Here is an 18,415-nt window from a genome sequence, read left to right as displayed (position 1 = left end):
CTCGGTCGGGCCGCAACGAGATGGACCGGCCTCGGGGCGCGTGGGCCGGCCGTCGGTTCGCGTTGCATCTGACCGCACGGGGCGGGCATGCCTTCCTGGTCGGCCTGGTGGTGCTCGCGGTGCTGGCCTGGGTAGCGGGGAGTTGGTTGGCCTCCCGCCCCTACTTCGGCGGACCGGTCGCCCGCATCCCGGTGGTCGCCCTGGCTCCCCTGCTGGCCGCCATGCTGCTCGGTCCCAGCCTGGCTGGTGCCGACGAGGAGTTGGAACGCGGCACCCCGCTGCCCTGGCGGACCTGGCGGGCGGGTCATGTGCTGCTCGCCGCGATCGTCAGCGCGGCCGTGCTCAGCCTGGCCGGGCTGGTCGACCCGCACACCTTCGGCGCGTACGCCCTGGTGCGCAACACTCTCGGGCACACCGGTCTGGTCGCAGGGGCGGCGGTGCTGCTCGGTGCCCGCCTGGCCTGGCTACCGGCCTTCTGCTACGGCTGCGCGGTCTATGCCGCCGCACCCCGGGGCACCGACCGGGTCACCGCGATCTGGGCCTGGCCGGTACAGCCCTCGTCGGCCACGCCCTCCTGGCTGGTGGTCGGGGTGCTGTTTCTCGCCGGGACGGCCGCCTACCTCCTGTTCGGTGCCGGCGGTCGGTGGTCGGCCCTCCGCTCCCGGCTCAGCTGGCGGTGAGCAGGCCGCGGGCGGCCCGGACCTGGTCGACCGCGTGGCCCAGCGCCGCCACCACCCGCTGCTGCACCTGCTCGTCCAAGCGGGCCGCCGGGATGGAGAGGCTGATCGCGTCCACCGCGGGGGTGTGCAGGGGCACCGCGACGGCGAAGCAGACGATGCCCTCGGTGTTCTCCTCGTGGTCGACGGCGTACCCGCGTTCCCGGCTGGCCGCCAGGTCGGCGTGCAGGGCGGCCAGGTCGGTGATGGTGTGTCGGGTCAACGCCGCCGGGGCGGACCCGATGATCGCCTCGACCGCCTCGGGGGTGCGTTCGGCGAGCAGCACCTTGCCGAGGGCGGTGGCGTGCGCCGGCAGGCGTCGCCCGATGGCGCTGTAGAGCCGCAGCGGATGCGAGGACTCCCGCTTGGCGGTGTAGACCACGTGGGCCCCGTCGAGTCGGCCCAGGTGCACGGTCTCACCGAACTGCCGGGACAACTCGTCGAGCACCCCGGCGAGCAGCCCGACCGCGTCGTCCGTGTCCAGGTACGCCGCCCCTACCTGGAGGGCGCGTACCCCCAGCCCGAAGCGGGTACCGGTGTCGTCGGTCTCCACCCAGCCGCGCTGCACCATCGTGCGCAGGATGCCGTGCAGGCTGCTCTTCGGGATGCCCAGGTCCCGGGCCAGGTCGCCGAGGGAGCGTCGCCCGCCGGAGGCCGCCAGGGTCTCCAGCACCTCCAGCGTGCGCCCGGCCGACTTGACCGGTGAGAAGCCCTCGGCGGATGTCATGGCGCTCACTGTAGCGGGATTGACATCCCCGGGATCAGCAGTAGGGTCACATATGTGACTGCCGTTCATCCTTCTGAACAGCCCGCCGACGTCTCGCAGACCATCGCCGCGGGCCGGATCCTGCCGGTCGTCGTGCTCGACGACGCCCGTGCCGCCGCCCCCCTCGGTGCCGCCCTGGCCGCCGGGGGCCTGCGCAGCGTGGAGGTGACCTTCCGCACCGACGCCGCCGCCGAGTCCATCCGGACCATGTCCGAGGACCCGCAGCTGCTGGTCGGCGCCGGCACCGTGCTCACCCCCGGCCAGGTGGACGAGGCCGTCGCGGCCGGCGCCCGGTTCATCGTCTGCCCCGGCTTCAGTGCCCGGGTGGTGGCCCACTGCCAGCAGGTGGGCGTGCCGGTCTTCCCCGGTGCGGCCACCCCGACCGAGATCCAGATGGCCCTCGACGCCGGGCTGGACACGGTCAAGTTCTTCCCCGCCGAGCAACTCGGCGGCACCACGATGATCAAGGCGCTGGCCGCGCCCTTCCGGTCCGTACGCTTCATCCCGACCGGCGGGGTGAACACCGCCAACCTGCGCGACTACCTGAGCCTGCCCCCGGTCCTCGCCGTGGGCGGGACCTGGATGGTCGCCCCCAGCCTGCTCGCCGAGGGCCGGTGGGACGACGTGACCGCCCTGACCGCCGCCGCCGTGACCGCCGCCCGGGAGGCCTGATCCGCCATGTCCGTTCTCGACCTGCGTCCCGCCGAGGACTGCCGCTACGACCTGGTCTCCCTCGGCGAGGTGATGCTGCGCCTGGACCCCGGTGAGGGACGGGTGCGCACCGCCCGCGCCTTCCGGGCCTGGGAGGGGGGCGGTGAGTACAACGTCGCCCGAGGGCTGCGCCGCTGCTTCGGGCTGCGCACCGCGATCGTCACCGCCTTCGCCGACAACGAGGTGGGACGGCTGCTGGAAGACCTGATCCTCCAGGGCGGAGTGGACCCCTCCTTCATCCGCTGGATGCCGTACGACGGCATCGGTCGCAGCGTGCGCAACGGCCTGAACTTCACCGAGCGGGGCTTCGGGGTACGTGGGGCGGTCGGCACCTCGGACCGGGGCCACACCGCCGCCAGTCAACTGCGCGCCGAGGACGTCGACTGGGACCACCTCTTCGGCGACCTGGGGGTGCGCTGGCTGCACACCGGCGGCATCTACGCCGCCCTGTCGGAGACCACCCCGGAGACCATCGAGGCGGCCATGGCCGCCGCCCGCCGCCACGGCACGATCATCTCGTACGACCTGAACTACCGGCCCAGCCTCTGGAAGGCGGTCGGCGGGCAGGCCCGCGCACAGGAGGTCAACCGGCGACTGGCCCGGTACGTCGACGTCATGATCGGCAACGAGGAGGACTTCACCGCCTCCCTCGGCTTCGAGGTGCCCGACACCGACGCCAGCCTGTCCGAACTGGAGGTGACCAACTTCCAGCGGATGATCGAGGAGGTCACCAAGGAGTTCGACAACTTCCGGGTGGTGGCCACCACCCTGCGCACCGTACGCAGCGCCACCGTCAACGACTGGGGGGCGATCGCCTGGGCCGGCGGCCGGTTCGTCGAGGCCACCCACCGCCCTGGCCTGGAGATCATGGACCGGGTGGGCGGCGGGGACAGCTTCGCCTCCGGGCTGATCTACGGCCTGCTGGAGCAGCACGACCTGGCCACCGCGGTGGAGTACGGCGCGGCGCACGGCGCCCTGGCCATGACCACCCCGGGCGACACCTCGATGGCCAACCGCAAGGAGGTCGAGGCGCTGATGCGCGGCGCGGGAGCCCGGGTCCAGCGCTGACCTGACTGGCCGGCGGCCCGTCACGCCAATGCGGGAAGGATCACCTGTTCCAGCAGCATCGCCGGGGTACGCCAGTGCTCCGGGTCGTCGTAGTTGCCGGCGGCTACGGCCACAGTGAACGCCGACTCGGGCAGGACGAACAGGCGCTGGCCGCGTCCGCGCCGGTCATCCAGTCGAGTTCGCCTCCGCCAACGCCGTCAAGCGCCATCACGCCGTCGCTCCCGGCCGGTACCGCCGCTCCGGTGGCCGGGCCGTGCCGGCCCGGACAGCGCACGTATGAAGAAGCGCGGCCGGAGATCGGATGTGATCGTGGCTGCGCGGCGTCGCTCACGCCGTCCCGCACGGGCAGCCATCCTCGACAGGGGCCCGCGCCCCTCAGGTGAGCGTCACCCCGTCCGGGCCACAGTGGTGAAGGGCAGGACGAGCATGGCGCACATCGATCTCGGAGCCGATGAGAAGAATTTCCCCGGCATCAGCGGCCTGATGCGTTACCGCCGGGAGACGGCCAAGCCCCTCAGCGAGTTGGCCGAGGTGCTGCTGCGGGCCCCCAACACCCTCCCGGCCGGTGAGCGGGAGCTGATCGCGGCGTACGTGTCCGGGCGCAACGACTGCGACTTCTGCTGCGCCTCGCACTCGGCGTTCGCGGCCGCGCAGCTCGACGAGGGGTACGACCTGGTGGACCAGGTGCGCGCGGACCTGGACAGCGCCCCGATCTCGGCCAAGCTGCGGGCCCTGCTGCGCATCGCCGGTGCGGTGCAGATCAGCGGCCGTGAGGTCACCAGTGAGCTGGTGGACGCCGCGCGCGCCCAGGGCGCCACCGACATGGAGATCCACGACACCGTGCTGATCGCCGCCGCCTTCTGCATGTTCAACCGGTACGTCGACGGGCTGGGCACCTTCGCTCCCCCTGGTCGGGAGGCCTACGCCGAGTCGGCGCGCCGGATCGTCGAGCACGGGTATGGCGCCGCGATTCCGGCTGAATGAGCATGCAGCACGGACAAGGGTGACCACATCCGGTTCCCTCTGCGAGGGTCGAGGAACACGCCTGGCCAGGCCCCTCACCCGAGTTCGGAGGGATCGATGGACCACGCACGTCGTCTGCGCGATGCCGCTGACAAGCTCCAGGCAGACATGGTCGACCAGTTGGCCACCCTGGTCGGGCACGAGTCGGCACCGGGCTCGCTGCCCCACCTGGAGTCCTGTGCCGACCTGCTCGCCGAATGGGGCGAGCAGGTGCTCGGCCGCCCGGCCGAGCGGGTCGTGCTCGATGGTCTGCCGCACCTGCTGTGGCCGGCGGTGGACCAGCGGGTGCTGCTCCTCGGCCACTTCGACACCGTCTTCCCGGTCGGCACGACCCGGATCAGACCCTTCACCGTACGGGGGAACGTGGCCACCGGCCCCGGGGTGTGCGACATGAAGGCCGGCATCGTGCAGATGTTCACCGCCCTGCGCCTGGTCGAGGACACCTCCACGGTGGGGGTGCTGCTCACCTGCGACGAGGAGAGCGGATCGGTAACCTCCCGACCGTTGATCGAACGGGAGGCCCGGCGTTCCGGCGCGGTGCTGGTCTGCGAGGCGGCCACCCCGGAGGGCCAGGTGAAGGTGGCCCGCAAGGGCGGGTCGGTGTACCGCCTGACCGTCCAGGGCCGTGCCGCCCATGCCGGGGTGGAGCCGCAGCGTGGCGTCAACGCCACCGTCGAGGTGGCCCACCAGGTGCTCGCCCTGGGTGCCCTGGGAACGGCGGACAGCGCGGGCACCTCCGTCACCCCCACCCTGCTCTCCGCCGGAACGACGACGAACACCGTGCCGGAGATCGCCAGCCTGGCCGTGGACGTGCGGGCCTGGACCAGGGCCGAGCTGGAGCGCGTCGACCAGGCCATCCGCAAGCTGGAGCCGCACCTGCCCGAGGCGGCCCTGGTCGTACGCGGGGGCATCAACCGCTACCCCATGCCGGCCGAACTCGCCCAGCCCCTGCTGGAGCTGGCCCAGTCGACCGCTGAGGCACTGGAACTGCCGAAGGTCGTCGGGGCGTACGCCGCGGGGGCCTCCGACGGCAACTTCACCGCCGCGCTCGGCGTACCCACCCTGGACGGTCTGGGTGCGGTCGGGGGTGGGGCACACTCCGCCGAGGAGTACGTGTATCTGGACCGGATGCCGGAGCGGACGGCGCTGCTGGCCGGGCTGGTGCAAGAAGTGTCCTCAATGGAGGTTGCGAACCCACAACTGGTCGGCGGAATCCCGTAACCTGCTCAGCGTCGGCGCACGGCCGACAGTGAGAGGTCGGCGGTGGCATGACTACGGGACAGGGTCCAGGATCGGCCATTCCCCGGTTCGGGGTCGAAGAGGAGTTCTTCGTCGTGGACGCCGACCGGGGTGCGGTCGTCCCGGAGGCGGCCACCGTCATCGATCGCGCCCGGCCGGTGCTGGGCACCCGGGTGGGCGGCGAGATCACCAAACTGCACGTCGAGACCCGCACCGACCCCTGTCTGCGCCTGGCGGACCTGGGAGCCCAGCTTGCCGAGGGGCGGTGGGCCGTGCAGAGCGCCGCCCGGTCGGCGGGGCTGCGGGTGATCGCCAGCGGTTCCCCGGTGCTCGGTGATGTCGTACCACCGCCGATCACCGAGGGACCCCGCCAGGACCGGGGCAACGCCACCTTCCGGGGCCTGCACGACGACCTGGCGATCTGCGCGGTGCATGTGCACGTGGAGGAGCCCGACCGGGACCGGGCCGTGCTGATCGGCAACCACCTGCGCCCCCACCTGCCGGTGCTGCTGGCCCTGACGGCCAACTCGCCGTACTGGTGCGAGCGGGACACCGGGTACGCGAGCTGGCGCAGCCTGACCTGGGGCCGGTGGCCGGTGGCCGGGCCCCCGCCGTACCTGACCTCCGCCCAGCAGTACGACCGCCACATCGACATGCTGCTGGAGGCGGGCGCCCTGGTCGACCACGGCACGATCTTCTGGGACCTGCGCCTGTCGGTGAACCAGCCCACCCTGGAGGTGCGGGTGGCCGACATGCCGGTCACCGCCGGCGAATCCGAGGCCCTGGCCGCTCTGGTGCGGGCGCTGGTGGTCGTCGCCGGGCAGGCGGTCGACACCGGCGACGAGGGGCCGCAGCCGGCAGCTGAGCTGTTGCGGCTGGCCTACTGGCGGGCGGCCCGCGACGGGATGGGCGGCCAGGGGGTCGAGGTGGCGACCGGGCGGCTGCTGCCCGCGGCCACCCTGGCGCAGCGGCTGGTAGAGCTGGCCGGACCGGCCCTGGAGGAGGCCGGCGACCGGCAGCGGGTACAGCAGTGGCTGGCCTGGCTCGGCACGGAGGGCGACGGGGCGACCCGGCAGCGGGCCGTCGCGGCGCGACACGGACGACTTTCCGATGTGGTCGACGAGATGGCCGCGCACACCGCCCCCGGGGTACTGGCGGAGCAACAGGGCACACTTACGTAACGACGACACGCACCCCCCTGGGCAATGCTGGATGAACCGAACGTCGCACGGCCGGCCCGGCCTGTCGGTGACGCCGGTCCACCTGGTTCAGGGAGGCCACAGGTGACCCACACGAAGCTGTTACCGAGGGTTCCGATCCAGCACAGCCGTCGCCGACCGGCGGACATGGTCCGCGAGGCGGAGGCCTTCGCGGAACGGATGGCGCAGCGCCGATCCGTGCGTGACTTCGCTGCCGATCCGGTGCCCGAGGGGGTGATCGAGGCCGCGATCCGGGCGGCCTCGACCGCGCCCAGCGGTGCCAACGTGCAGCCGTGGCGGTTCGTGGTGTTGACCGACCCGACCCGCAAGCGTCGGCTGCGCGAGGCCGCCGAGGCCGAGGAACGCGCCTTCTACGACCACCGGGCCTCAGACCAGTGGCTGGATGCGATCTCCGGGCTCGGCACGGACTGGCGCAAACCCTTCCTGGAGACCGCCCCGGCCGTCATCGTCGTGTTCGAGGTGCACCAGGGGCCGCACAGCCCCAAGCCGTACTACGTCAAGGAGTCCGTCGGCATCGCGGTCGGTGTGCTGATCACCGCCCTGCATCACGCCGGTCTGGTCACCCTGACCCACACCCCCAACCCGATGCGGTTCCTCAACGAGGTGTGCGAGCGACCCCGGGAGGAGCGCCCGTACGTGGTGATGCCGGTCGGCTATCCCGCGCCGGACGCCCTGGTCCCGGAGTTGGCCCGTAAACCGCTGGAGGAGGTCATGATCCGCCGTTGAGGTGCCCGGTGAGGAACTCGGTCAACGGCTCGACATGCCGGTCCGGTCGGCGCCACTCGGCCAGCAGGTCCTCCAGCAGATGCTGCTCGGCGATCAGTTCCCCGCCCCGGTAGCGCCGGATCACCGGGTGGATGAAGGCGCTCTCCCGGGCCCGGTCGGGAGTCGGATGACGCTCGATGGCGAAGACGTCGCCGTACTCGTCACGACCCCACCGCAGCGCCAGGGTGTACCAGTGGGTGGCCTCGGCGAAGCGTTCCACGGCGTAGTCCTCCGGCAGGTCCTCGTAGTGCCGGAAGTCGCCGGTGGCCTCGTCGCGGACGAACACGTCGCACAGGTACTCGAACTGGGTCCACAGTGCCGAACTCCAGTTGACCCGGTCCAGCATCAGCTTGGTCAGCGAGGCGGGGTCGGCCGGGGTGGTCGCGTACGACAACGGCACCTGCTCGTAGCGCTCCCGCAGCAGTCGGGTGAAGGTACGCAGGTTGTACCGGAATCCGTCGATGAAGGGTGAGGAGGCGTGCTTGACGTCGCGGGCCTGGGCGATGGTGCCGGCGAAGTACAGGTCGTCGACGTTCGTGGACTGCCAGTCCGGACGCAGGTCGGGCATCCGGCCCTCGCGCACCATGTCCGGGCGGCAGGTCTCGTCGAACAGGGCGGTGTCCATCTGGAAGCCGGTGCACCGCAGCACCTTGTGGTAGTCGAGCACCGCGGTCTCGCCGTCGGCGTGGGTGTAGGTGATCGACACCTGGAAGCGGCCGTCGGCCGGGCGGATCTCGTCGATGGTGCAGTCCAGCACGGAGTGCAGGGTCTTGAACTGGTAGCTGTCCAGGATCGCGCCGTACTGGCCGCGTACGTCGCCGGGGTGTTTGGTGTTCCAGGCCAACTTCAGCGGGTGCCGGCTGGCCAGGTGCACCATGGATGCCCGGCCGAGGATGGCCGAGGCGGTCTCGAAGGCGGAGTTGCCCTTGCCGATGATGAGGACCCGCTGGCCCTCGTACTCCTCGGGGTCGATGACCATGTCCTCGTACCCGGTCGCGTGCTCGATGCCGGGGATGGCCGGCACGAACGGCCTGCCCCAGCCGGTGGCCACGATCAGGCAGCGCGCCCGCACCTGACCCTGGTCGGTGTCCAGGGTGAACCCCTCCTCGGTCCGGGTGATCCCTTCGACCCGGGTGCCGAAGCGGATGTTGAGCTGGTAGTGCCGCTGGAACTCGGCCAGGTAGCGCACCAGGTCGTCGGCGGCCGGCAGGTACTCCTTGCTGAAGTTCGGGAACAGCAGGTCCGGGGAGTCGTTGAGCAGCGAGTTCCAGTCCCAGCGCAGCCGGATCTCAGGATCGGTGCTGTCGGTGTGCACCTTGTTCAGGGAGATCAGCCGGCGGTGGCGGGGGAACCGGCGGAAGAACCCGCCCGGTGAGTCTTCACTTTCGAGCGTCAGGTAATCGGCGCCGTGCTGCTGGAGGTAGTAGCTCAGCTGAACACCGGCGGGACCCGCCCCGACGATGACGTACCTGTGCTCGTTCCCGACCATCGTATGGCCCTTTCGACGGAGAGCTAGATCTATTGACCATGAGATGCACGAGGGCGTGTGTCAATGCTGGGTGGGCATCAGCCGGCGCTGACACAGTTGCCGGAGTAGGTGAAAGCGTGCTGGAATGGCTCACATCGCCGCAGCGTGGGGGCAACCACGCTGGGAACGGCCAGCACGGGAGCATCGCGTGGGGCAGCGCGCCGGTGGGCGGACGCTGCGCGCCACAGCGCCGGGCCGCTCCCCGACACCGGGCACATCCATCCCTGGGCACGTCCTGCCGACTCGGCAGTACCGGCGACGAGGTGAGAAGCAGTCATGGTTTCCCGAGCAAGTTTCGCGGGGTGGTACCGCAACCGTTACGTGTTGGTCGCGGTGATCCTGCTGACGGTGTCGACCGGCGCGGTCGTTCTGGTCAGGACGGCCGGCTCGGAGGCGAGGCCGACGGATCTGCGTGCACAGATCATGACCCGGATGCGGACCATCCTCGAACAGGCAGACCCGGAACAGCACAACCACGCGGGGCACTACCCCCAGCAGGCGGCCGATGGTGAGCAGGCGAAGCCGGCCGTGATCTGCGGGGTCCACGTCTACGGCTTCGAACCCTCCGAGGCGAGCAGACTCACCGACGTGCAGACGGTCTACGGCTTCCACCTGTGCGGGGTCGCCGAGCAGAAGCGCACCTGGGACTGGGCGGTCAAACTGGCCGGTCCGGTGATCATGGACTTGTCGACCGATCCGCCGGGCATCCAGGTGGTCGAGGCGACCGAGGACGTCATGTTCATCGACCGGCTGCGGCAGATGTTCCCGCCGAAGTACGCCGAGCCGGCGCAGAAGGAGGCCCTGGCCCCCGCGGAGATGGCCGACCTGCGCCGCCGGTACGACGCCGCGGCCGGGCTCTGACCGCCGTCCGTCAGGCATCGGCATCCGTACGCCATTCGACGCCGCATCGGCCCCGGCCAGCTGGCCGGGGCCGATGATTTCACGGACCCCTATGCCGGAGAAATTCCTTCGGCGAAGTCGTAGAGGCTCTTGATGTCGTCGTCGAAGTAGGGGCCGTCGAATTGGCCGTTGCCGGGATTGTCACCGTGGCTCACGACACTGTTGATGAATCCGTACCCGGTGCTGTCGTTGTATTCCTGAAGCCAGGGTCCGCCACTGGAACCGTAGGTCATGTTGCACCACATCCGGATCTGCTGACCGCCGGCATTCCAGGTGGTGCCCTGGCAGAAGTACTGGCTTTCGCCGCCGCCCAGGTTGGACGGGTAACCGAGGGCGGTCACCGAGACGCTGTAGCCGTAGTTCCAGCGCAGGCCGTGACCACCGACGGTGTCGACGACCTTGAGCCCGTAGGAGCCGCCGTTGTTCATGACGGCGATGCCCATGTCCTCGGCGAAGCTGCTGTTGTTGATCCACGCGGTGCGGGTGTTGAGGCTGGACGCCACGAAGGTGCCGAACGGACGGGCCCCGTTGCGGTATCGCGGGACGAACTGCCAGTTGCTGTACCACTGCCCGCCGGCGCCCCCGTGCACGCAGTGGCCCGCGGTCACCACCAGCCGCCGCTTGCCGCTGGCGACCGTGCTGGCCGAACAGGAGGCGGTGCCACCGCCGGGGACGGTGAAGTAGACCTTACCGACGGCCAGCGACTCGTTGACCATGGTCCGGACGTCGTCCGTGCCGGTGATCCTCGGCGCCATCGGCGCCACCGCGCCGGCCGGACCGGTGGGCTTGGGTGCGCGGGCCGGTGACTCGACCGCGCCGCCGGGCCGGGCGAAGGTCAGGTCGACCGCCGAGGCCATCCGCTCCGGCGTCCAGAACTCCGCTACCTCCTTGGCGATCTTGTCGTTGGTGATCGCGCGACCGTCCAGGGTGCGGGCCACGGTGCTGGTGTTGCCGTTGCTCTCGGTGGTGGTGGGATTTGCACTGACGGCCGGTGCGCCCCCCAGGACCAACGCGATCGACATTCCGGTGATCGCGGTCCAGCGCAGGGTCGATTTCAAAGAGGACCTCCCTTGTCCTTCGTACTCCCTATTGGGAGCAGGCACAGCGTATTGATTGACAGACATTGATCGCAATGAACAGGAAGTGACGTGTAGCGGACTAGAAAGCGACAGCATTCGCAATCGAAATCGACCACGTACCAGCGCAGTGGCGTGAAGCTGTCACGACTTTGTCGCAATTGGTGTGATCCACAGCCGATAATTGCGACCCGGGCTAGTTGAGGAGATCGCCATTCGCCGGATCACCCCCTTGCGGGGAGGGCGGTTCCCGCCACGACCGGCGCCAGGCCGTGCGCCCGCCCGCTGTCCAGCCCGCCTGCCGTCAGTAATCCAGATCAGTTACAGGAAGCGTTGACGTGTCGATTGTTACCGTCTGCCAACTGACCTTCGAAGGGGGGCTGCCGTGACGATCCTCGCGCCGCCGGCGGCCCCTCGGGCTGACCGGATTCGCAGGGCGCTGTCGGTCACCGTGCTGCTGCTGGCCGGTGCGGTGGCCGCCGCGGCAGTGGTGGTGCATCGGAGCACCGGCCGGTTCTGGGGGGACCTGGCCGTCTACCGGACGGCCGCGATCGCCGCCGCCGGTGGGGACGGCAGGCTCTACGACGCCACCCACCCGGGCGCCGACGGCATCGTGCTGGGCTTCACGTACCCCCCGTTCGCCGCACTGGTCCTGCAACCCCTGGCCTACCTCGGCGCCGCGACCGGGATCGGCATCTGGTCGGCGGTCACCGTGCTCGCCCTGGCCGCCGTGGTCCGCATCGCGCTGCGGGCCGCCGGTACGGCTGCCGACCCCGGTGCCGTGTTGCTGGGCACGGTAGCGCTGCTGCCGGTCTTCCCGGTGGCCGGTCACCTCCAGGTCGGTCAGGTGGGCCTGTTTCTGATGCTGCTCGTCCTGCTGGACCTGACCGGTGACCCGGGCAGCCGCTGGCGGGGGTGGGGGGTGGGTGTCGCCGCCGGCCTCAAGCTGACTCCGCTGATCTTCGTGGCGTACCTGCTCTGCCTGCGCCGGTGGCGGGCGGCCGGGGTGGCGACCCTGGCCTTCGGTGCCACCCTCGGGCTCGGTTTCGCCTGGCGGCCGGCCGACTCGCTCCGGTTCTGGGGCGGCGGTCTCTTCGACACCGCCCGGGTCACCGCCGACCCCCGGACGGTGCTCAACCAGTCCCTGCACGGTGCGCTGGCCCGCCTCGGTGACACCGCCGAGGTCACCGCCGTCTGGCTGCCGCTGGCGATCCTCACCGGGGCGGCCGGGCTGGTGGTCGCGGTGCGGTGTGTCCGCGCCGGCGAGGAGTTCCTCGGCGTGCTGGCCTGCGCGACGACCGGTCTGCTCGTCTCGCCGATCGCCTGGCACCACCACTGGGTGTGGTGCGTACCCGCCCTGGTGCTGCTGGCGGTGCGCGGCCGGCGCGCGGGTGACCGGGTAGCGGTGGCTGCCGGCGCGCTGCTCTGGGCCGCCCTCGTGGCCAGCGCGGCCTGGACCCTGATCGGGTTGCGCGGCACGGATCTGCACTTCCGGGGCCTGGAGTTGCTGCACACCAACCTGTACGTGTTCGTCGGTCTGCTGGCGCTGGGCTGGCTGGCGCTGCGCCCCCGAGGCGGACGGGCCGACCATGACGACCTCGAGAGGTGGGCCCGGTGAGGGTGTCCGTGGTGGTACCCAACTACAACAAGGAACGGACCCTGCGGGACTGTCTGTCGGCGGTCTACGCCCAGACCCCACCGCCGGCAGAGGTGATCGTCGTCGACGACGCGAGCACCGACCGGTCCCGGCAGATCGCGGCCGAGTTCCCCTGCACCCTGCTGGCCTTCGACGCCAACCGGGGGGTCTCGGCGGCCCGTAACGCCGGTGCCGTACGGGCCGGCGGTGAGGTGCTGTTCTTCGTCGACTCGGACATCGCCCTGGCACCCGGGGCCCTGGCCGCGGCCGTACGCACCCTGACGGCGTACCCGGACTGCGGTGTCGTGCAGGGCATCTACGATCTGCGTCCGCTCTACGACGACGGGCCGGTCGAGGCGTACAAGACCCTGTTCGAGCACTTCTGGCGACGCCGGGCCACCGGGCTGACCAGCACCACCATGTTCGCCCTCACCGCCGTACCCAAGGAGGTCTTCGACCTGGTCGGGGGCTTCGACGAGCGGCTGCGCGACGCCGAGGACGTGGAGTTCGGCACCCGGCTGCCGCAGCGGTACACCATCCGGGTCAGCGACGAGATCGTCGGCCGGCACGACGACGTGGATCGGCTGCGGCCGTACCTGTCGGAGCTGTTCCGCCGCGCGGTGACCTACGCCGGGGCGGTCGTCGCCACCCGGTGGGAGCGCCCGGCCGCCACTGCGGGCGACGACCGTGCCGACCGGGCGCCACACCAGGTCGACCTCGGCTCGGTGGTCGGCATGGTCTCCAGCGGCCTGACGGTGGCCAGTGTCCCGCTGATCCTGCTGTCACCCTGGTGGGCCGCCCTGCCGGTGGCCCTGATCGGCGCCGCCGTGGTGGCGGACCGGCACCTGCTGGCCTTCGCCCTGCGGCACCGCGGCCCCCGGTTCCTGCTCTACGCCGCCGGTCTGCGGTGGCTGACCCACCTGACGGAGTTCTTCGGCATGGGGATCGGGGTGTCCGGTGCCCTGCTGCGGCGGATCCGGGCGCTGGGGGCCCGACCGGCCACGGTGGAGTCGCGCCGATGAAGGGCCGCTGGTGGCGGTTGGTCAACCGGGCGTTCACGGTCGCCTTCGTGGTGGCCCTGAGCGTCGGTCTGGTGCTGTTCGTCCGCTCCCAGGACTGGACCCCGGTGGCCGCCCTGGCCGGTCAACTGGACCCGTGGCGGGTGGCGGTGGCCGTGACCGGGGCCCTGCTGATCAACGCCGCCGGTCTGCTGCTGGGGATCGTCTCCTGGCGGGCGATCTTCGTCGACCTGGGGGCCCCCGTGGACCAGTGGACGGCGTACCGGCTGTTCTTCGTGGGTTTCCTGACCAAGTTCGTACCGGGCCGCTTCGTCGCCCTGCCGGTCCTGCTGCGGATGGGCAAGGAGATCGAGGTGGGACCGATCCGGCTGGCCGGGGTGTTCCTGCTCAGCTGGGCGGTGGTGGCGATGACCGGGATGACGGTCGCCCTGGCGGCCGGGCCGGCGGTGCTCTCCGGCGCCACCTGGTGGCTGGTGCTCGCCACGGTCCCCCTGGTCGCCCTCGTGGTCCGCCCGGATCTGCTCAACCGGGGGATCGGGCTGGCCGCCCGGCTGCTGCGCCGGCCGCCTCCGCAGGTCGCCGCCTCCGCCTCCGGCCTGCGTCGCGCCGTGGCCGCGCAGACCCTGTCCTGGTTCATCTCCGGGCATCACCTGTGGCTGCTGGCGGTGGCCGCCGGTGCCCCACCGGTGCGGTCGTACCTGATCTGTGTGGCGGGGTTCGCCGCCGCCGCGGTGGCCGGTCTGGCGGTGGTCGTGGCCCCGGACGGGCTGGGGGTACGGGAGGCGGTGCTGATGCTCGGGCTGGCCACCGTACTGCCGGTGACCGTGGCCACTCCGGTGGTGCTGATCAGCCGACTGGTCTGCGCGCTCAGTGAGGTGGCCGTCGGCGGGGGCGGACTGGCGCTGGCGCAGTACCTGCATCGGCGGCGGCTGCGGCTCAGCCAGCCCACCGAGGCCGGGCCGCAGCAGAGTTCCGTCGAGGGGCCGGTCGGCGGCCCGGTGCACACGCAACTGTCCGGCATGAGCCCGGCGGAGAGGGGTCGGTGACGACGGTGTCGAAGCTGAGGATGATCGTGGGGCGGATGGGTGCACCGGTCCGGGCGCTGGTACGACGCAGCCCACGGTTGAACGCGGCACTCTGGGACGCCCAGTACGCCCTGGGTTTCTGGGGCTACCTGGACGAGGCCGGGGGTGGCAGTGTGCCGCTGTCCCTGATCGAGGAATGGGCACCGCACCCGACGATTCTCGACCTGGGCTGCGGCACCAGCGCCAACCTGACCCTCTCCCCCGGCCGCTACCGGCACTACCACGGGGTGGACATCAGTCGGCGAGCGATCCGGACGGCCCGGTCGCTGAATCGCGCGGACGCCTCGTACGCGGTGGCCGACATCCGGGGGTACCTCCCACCGGACCGGTACGACGCCATCCTGCTGCGCGAGGTGATCTACTACCTGTCCGTGGACGAGGCGGCCGAACTGCTGGGTCGGTTGCCGGGGCTGCTCACCCCACGCGGCCGGATCCTCGTGCAGATCTACGACGTGCAGCGGTCCCGGCAGTTCGTGCAGGTGATCCAGGACTGCGGGCTCGACGTGACCACCTGGCAGGCCCCGGGGTCCGGCGAGGACTGCCCGGACGCCTTCTTCGTGCTGACCCCCGCCACGGTCGAATCCTGACCCGTCGGGATCGAATCCAGACCCGGGATCGGATTCTGACCGCCGGGGTCGAAGCCTGAACCAGTTGCCGGGTGGTCCGCCCCGGGCCACCCGGGCGGTCAGACCCGCACTCGCCGCTCCCACCACGGGAAGACCGTGACCGGCTCGCTGCGCAGCAGCCGGCGATGCAGGTCCTGGAGCCGGTGGCCGGGTTCCACCCCCAGCCGGTCGGCGAGGGTGGTCCGGGCGTCCTGGAAGGCGGTGAGAGCCTCCGCCCTTCGGGAGGTCTGCCCGAGTGCGACCAGCAGCAGTTCCCACAGCCGTTCCCGCATCGGATGCTCGGCCAGCATCCAGCGCAGCTCGGCGACGACGTTCTCGATGTCGCCGACCAGCAGCCGGACCCCGGTCATCTCCTCCAGCACATCCTGGCGAAGCTCGGCCAGCCGGATCCGTTCCGCCTCGGCCAGCGGGCCGGTGGCCTCGTGCAGGGCCCGCCCGGACCATCGGTCGAGGGCCCGCTGGAACAGGTAGAGGGTCCGGGGCAGATCCTGCTGGGAGCGGGCGGCACGGGCGCTGCGGACATCCTGCTCGAAGCGGACGATGTCCACCGCGTCAGCCGGGATGTCCAGGGTGTAGCCGGGTCGGGTGGAGCGCAGCACCCGGGCCAGGGCGGGCCGGTTGCCGGGGGGTTCCAGGGCACGGCGCAGCCGACCGATGTAGGTGTGCACCATGTTCTCGACCGAGTCGGGCCGCCGGCCCACCCAGATCGCCTCGACGATCTGAGCGACCGACATCACCGTGCCGCTGCGGATCGCCAACACCGCCAGGACCTCCCGTTGCCGGGGCGTGCCCAGATACAGCTGGGTGTCGCCCCGACAGGCCCGCACCGGCCCCAGGAGCTGTATGGACAGTTCATCTTGCGACATCAGTGTCTCCCCCACCCCGCCGGACCGGGGCGTCATGACCCGGATCGGCGATCTTCGGCGGCTCCGTCCTGGCAGCGGACGCCCACGACACTGAGGGCGGCCCGGTCTGACCAGTGAGCCGACTGATTGACGTGTGACTATCCGGCCCCATGCACGGGCAGGCCATGGCAAGGTCCACGGCAGCTACCGCTGGTCCGGGACGGTGACGAAGCGGAGCCCCTGGTCGGCCAGGCGCGGCAGCACCTCGGCCAGGGCCGCGACGGTCTGTGACCGGTCGCCACCGCCGTCGTGGCAGAGCATGATCTGCCCCGGTCTGGTACGCGACAGCGACCGGGCGATCCGGGCGACCCCCGGAGTACGCCAGTCACTGGGGTTCACCGTCCAGTCGACCGGGGTGAGGCCGAGCGCCGCGGTGGTCCGCAGGACCCTCGGCGACCAGTTACCGCCCGGTGCCCGAAACAGCGCGGGGGTGACCCCGACGGCGTCCTCGATCTCGCGTTGGGTGTGCACGATCTGGGCCCGCAGCTCCTGCCGGGTGAGGGCGGCGAAGGGCTGCGGGTGGGACATCGAGTGGTTGCCGATCAGATGACCGGCCTCATGCACCAGGCGGGCCAGGTCCGGTCGTTCCCGTACCCGGTCCCCGATCAGGAAGAAGGTGGCCCGTATCCCGTGCTGGTGCAGCAGGTCCAGCAGCGCAGGGGTCCACTGCGGATGCGGACCGTCGTCGATGGTTAGGGCGATCTCCTCTCCGGCCAGCCCGAAGGCCGGCCAGTGGCGGCCACCGGTGGTGGGACGACGGCGCAACGCCTGCTGCCCGCGGTAGGCGAAGAGCAGATAGTGCAACGTCTGGGCGTGCAGGTGGGCACAGAACCGGGTGAGGGGCCCACGACCGGTACTCATCGGGAGGTCTTCGCCGCGAGGCTGGCCCGGGTCGGTCCGAAGTCGCGATCAAGTAGGTGGCGTACCCCGCCCACCAGTGCTCCACTGACGACGGCCAGTTGGACCAGCAGGTGCACCCCGAAGAAGAAGGCCGTGAAGGCGGGCCCACGCTGGCGCAGTACGAAGCGCAGCAGAGCCGGCTCGGCGACGGTGAACAATACGAGGAACAGCAGGGACAGCACCGGCCAGCCACCGGTCAGCAGCGCGGTCGGCAGGGTGGCCGGTACCAGGGTCGCGGTCAGCAGACCGGCCCGGGTGTTGGCGCGGATGCCGGCCGGTCCGCGTTCGGCCCGGGCGACCGGGATCAGCATCTGCGAACGGCGGAACTGTTTGTGCAGCAGTGCCCCGAGCCGATCGTCGTCGTCGTGGCGGCAGACCATCGTGTCGGTCAGGACGATGCCGTACCGGTCCCCCATCCGGTCGCCGATCTCCACGTCCTCGGAGGCGCGCAGCTTCTCGTCGAACAGACCGACCGAGGTGAAAACCTCCCGCCTGATGAGACAGATGGCGAAGAGGGTGGTGCGGACCCTACCGACATTGCGCAGTCGCCAGTAGTGCCCGTGCAGCAGCCGGTACGCCTCGACCGGGCCGTCGTCGATCAAGGGTTCGAGCGAGTAGATGCCGTGTACGCAGGCCACGTCGGGCTGATCGCGGAGGATGGCCAGGGCGTTGCCGAGGGCGTCCGGTTCCGGTGCGCAGTCGGAGTCCAGGAAGAAGATCAGGTCGCCGGAGCTGGCCTGGATGCCACGGTTACGGGCGGCAGCCGGTCCCACATTGCGGTCGGTGACCAGCAGTCGGCAGGGGAACCGCCGCGCGATCTCCCGGGTGTCGTCGGTGCTGGCGTCGTCGACGACGATCACCTCGGTCACCGGGTGTCGCTGCCGATGGATCGCGGCAAGGCACGCAGTCAGGGTCTTCGAGCTGTTGTGGGTCGGAACGACGACCGACACCGTCGGCGGCATGACGAACACCTCAATGGGGTTTGGATAATGCGCGAGAATTGATCGTCGGTAATTGGATCAGGCCCTGACCCAAGTTATCGAGCGGCCACCGACCACGCAAGGGTTGCCTTGCGTAGTCAAGGTTGCATCCAGCGAGGGTCCAGGAAAGATCGCGGGGCAATAGTTAGCGTCGCACCATGCCCAATCTCGTCAGTATCGAGGAATGCGAGCGGCTCACCGTTCGTGAGGTGCACGATCTCTATCGGCAGTACGTGAACGCCAGCCAGGTCA

General features: G+C 70.7%; 18 protein-coding genes. 12 read left to right on the top strand and 6 right to left on the bottom strand.

Going from position 1 to position 18,415, the window contains the following annotated elements:
* Positions 1-20 precede the first annotated feature (20 nt).
* Entirely contained in the window at positions 21-680 is a 660-nt protein-coding gene (locus tag OIE53_RS04375) for a hypothetical protein (RefSeq protein ID WP_327027081.1), read from the top strand.
* Here the strand turns inward: OIE53_RS04375 and OIE53_RS04370 are convergent.
* Complete coding sequence (locus OIE53_RS04370; protein WP_327025266.1) at positions 667-1,443, bottom strand: IclR family transcriptional regulator; 777 nt, start codon at positions 1,441-1,443, stop codon at positions 667-669. The genes OIE53_RS04375 and OIE53_RS04370 overlap by 14 nt on opposite strands.
* Positions 1,444-1,497: 54 nt before the next feature.
* Between OIE53_RS04370 and eda the strand changes: the two genes are divergently transcribed.
* The 6 genes from eda (at position 1,498) to OIE53_RS04340 (ending at position 7,469) form a co-directional block, all read left to right on the top strand.
* Entirely contained in the window at positions 1,498-2,154 is a 657-nt protein-coding gene (eda, locus tag OIE53_RS04365; RefSeq protein WP_327025265.1) for a bifunctional 4-hydroxy-2-oxoglutarate aldolase/2-dehydro-3-deoxy-phosphogluconate aldolase, read from the top strand.
* A 6-nt stretch (positions 2,155-2,160) separates the two neighbouring features.
* Positions 2,161-3,261: a sugar kinase gene (locus OIE53_RS04360; RefSeq protein ID WP_327025264.1), complete on the top strand. Its 1,101-nt coding sequence runs from the start codon at positions 2,161-2,163 to the stop codon at positions 3,259-3,261.
* A gap of 426 nt (positions 3,262-3,687) precedes the next feature.
* Positions 3,688-4,245, top strand: coding sequence for a carboxymuconolactone decarboxylase family protein (locus OIE53_RS04355; protein WP_327025263.1), 558 nt, complete (start codon positions 3,688-3,690; stop codon positions 4,243-4,245).
* 96 nt (positions 4,246-4,341) lie between these two features.
* Positions 4,342-5,505, top strand: a complete 1,164-nt coding sequence (locus OIE53_RS04350) for a M20 family metallopeptidase (protein ID WP_327025262.1) — start codon at positions 4,342-4,344, stop codon at positions 5,503-5,505.
* Between the two features lie 47 nt (positions 5,506-5,552).
* Positions 5,553-6,704, top strand: a complete 1,152-nt coding sequence (locus OIE53_RS04345; RefSeq protein ID WP_327025261.1) for a carboxylate-amine ligase — start codon at positions 5,553-5,555, stop codon at positions 6,702-6,704.
* 165 nt (positions 6,705-6,869) lie between these two features.
* A complete protein-coding gene (locus tag OIE53_RS04340; protein WP_327027080.1) occupies positions 6,870-7,469 on the top strand; it encodes a nitroreductase family protein in 600 nt (199 codons plus the stop codon).
* Here the strand turns inward: OIE53_RS04340 and OIE53_RS04335 are convergent.
* Complete coding sequence (locus tag OIE53_RS04335; RefSeq protein WP_327025260.1) at positions 7,453-8,997, bottom strand: NAD(P)-binding domain-containing protein; 1,545 nt, start codon at positions 8,995-8,997, stop codon at positions 7,453-7,455. The two genes, OIE53_RS04340 and OIE53_RS04335, sit on opposite strands and share 17 nt — an antisense overlap.
* A 315-nt stretch (positions 8,998-9,312) precedes the next feature.
* Here OIE53_RS04335 and OIE53_RS04330 point away from each other — a divergent pair, with 315 nt between their 5' ends.
* Positions 9,313-9,897 (top strand): hypothetical protein, encoded by a 585-nt coding sequence (locus OIE53_RS04330; RefSeq protein WP_327025259.1) that lies wholly within the window; start codon positions 9,313-9,315, stop codon positions 9,895-9,897.
* Positions 9,898-9,986: 89 nt separating this feature from the next.
* Here the strand turns inward: OIE53_RS04330 and OIE53_RS04325 are convergent, their stop codons facing one another.
* Positions 9,987-10,958, bottom strand: a complete 972-nt coding sequence (locus tag OIE53_RS04325) for a trypsin-like serine peptidase (protein ID WP_327027079.1) — start codon at positions 10,956-10,958, stop codon at positions 9,987-9,989.
* Between the two features lie 439 nt (positions 10,959-11,397).
* Between OIE53_RS04325 and OIE53_RS04320 the strand changes: the two genes are divergently transcribed.
* From OIE53_RS04320 to OIE53_RS04305, 4 genes are read left to right on the top strand one after another with little or no spacing between them, the layout of a single operon-like run.
* Complete coding sequence (locus OIE53_RS04320) at positions 11,398-12,630, top strand: glycosyltransferase 87 family protein (protein WP_327025258.1); 1,233 nt, start codon at positions 11,398-11,400, stop codon at positions 12,628-12,630.
* Positions 12,627-13,670 (top strand): glycosyltransferase family 2 protein, encoded by a 1,044-nt coding sequence (locus OIE53_RS04315; RefSeq protein ID WP_327025257.1) that lies wholly within the window; start codon positions 12,627-12,629, stop codon positions 13,668-13,670. The genes OIE53_RS04320 and OIE53_RS04315 overlap by 4 nt, the downstream gene beginning before the upstream one ends.
* Entirely contained in the window at positions 13,667-14,713 is a 1,047-nt protein-coding gene (locus OIE53_RS04310; protein WP_327025256.1) for a lysylphosphatidylglycerol synthase domain-containing protein, read from the top strand. The genes OIE53_RS04315 and OIE53_RS04310 overlap by 4 nt, the downstream gene beginning before the upstream one ends.
* 35 nt (positions 14,714-14,748) lie before the next feature.
* A complete protein-coding gene (locus OIE53_RS04305; RefSeq protein ID WP_327025255.1) occupies positions 14,749-15,339 on the top strand; it encodes a class I SAM-dependent methyltransferase in 591 nt (196 codons plus the stop codon).
* Between the two features lie 98 nt (positions 15,340-15,437).
* Here OIE53_RS04305 and OIE53_RS04300 read toward each other — a convergent pair whose 3' ends face one another.
* The 3 genes from OIE53_RS04300 to OIE53_RS04290 form a co-directional block, all read right to left on the bottom strand.
* Positions 15,438-16,244: an AfsR/SARP family transcriptional regulator gene (locus OIE53_RS04300; protein ID WP_327025254.1), complete on the bottom strand. Its 807-nt coding sequence runs from the start codon at positions 16,242-16,244 to the stop codon at positions 15,438-15,440.
* Positions 16,245-16,427: 183 nt separating this feature from the next.
* The gene (locus OIE53_RS04295; RefSeq protein ID WP_327025253.1) at positions 16,428-17,144 is read right to left on the bottom strand and encodes a polysaccharide deacetylase family protein; all 717 of its coding nucleotides are present in this window, start codon (positions 17,142-17,144) and stop codon (positions 16,428-16,430) included.
* Positions 17,141-18,145 carry a glycosyltransferase family 2 protein gene (locus OIE53_RS04290; protein WP_327025252.1) on the bottom strand — a complete coding sequence of 335 codons (1,005 nt, stop codon included), beginning with the start codon at positions 18,143-18,145 and terminating at the stop codon, positions 17,141-17,143. The genes OIE53_RS04295 and OIE53_RS04290 overlap by 4 nt, the downstream gene beginning before the upstream one ends.
* Positions 18,146-18,415: the final 270 nt, after the last annotated feature.

This window comes from Micromonospora sp. NBC_01739 (genome assembly GCF_035920385.1).
Classification (GTDB): Bacteria; Actinomycetota; Actinomycetes; order Mycobacteriales; family Micromonosporaceae; genus Micromonospora.
The sequence above is the reverse complement of the archived record's forward strand: the minus strand, read 5'-3'. Positions and strand labels throughout refer to the sequence as shown.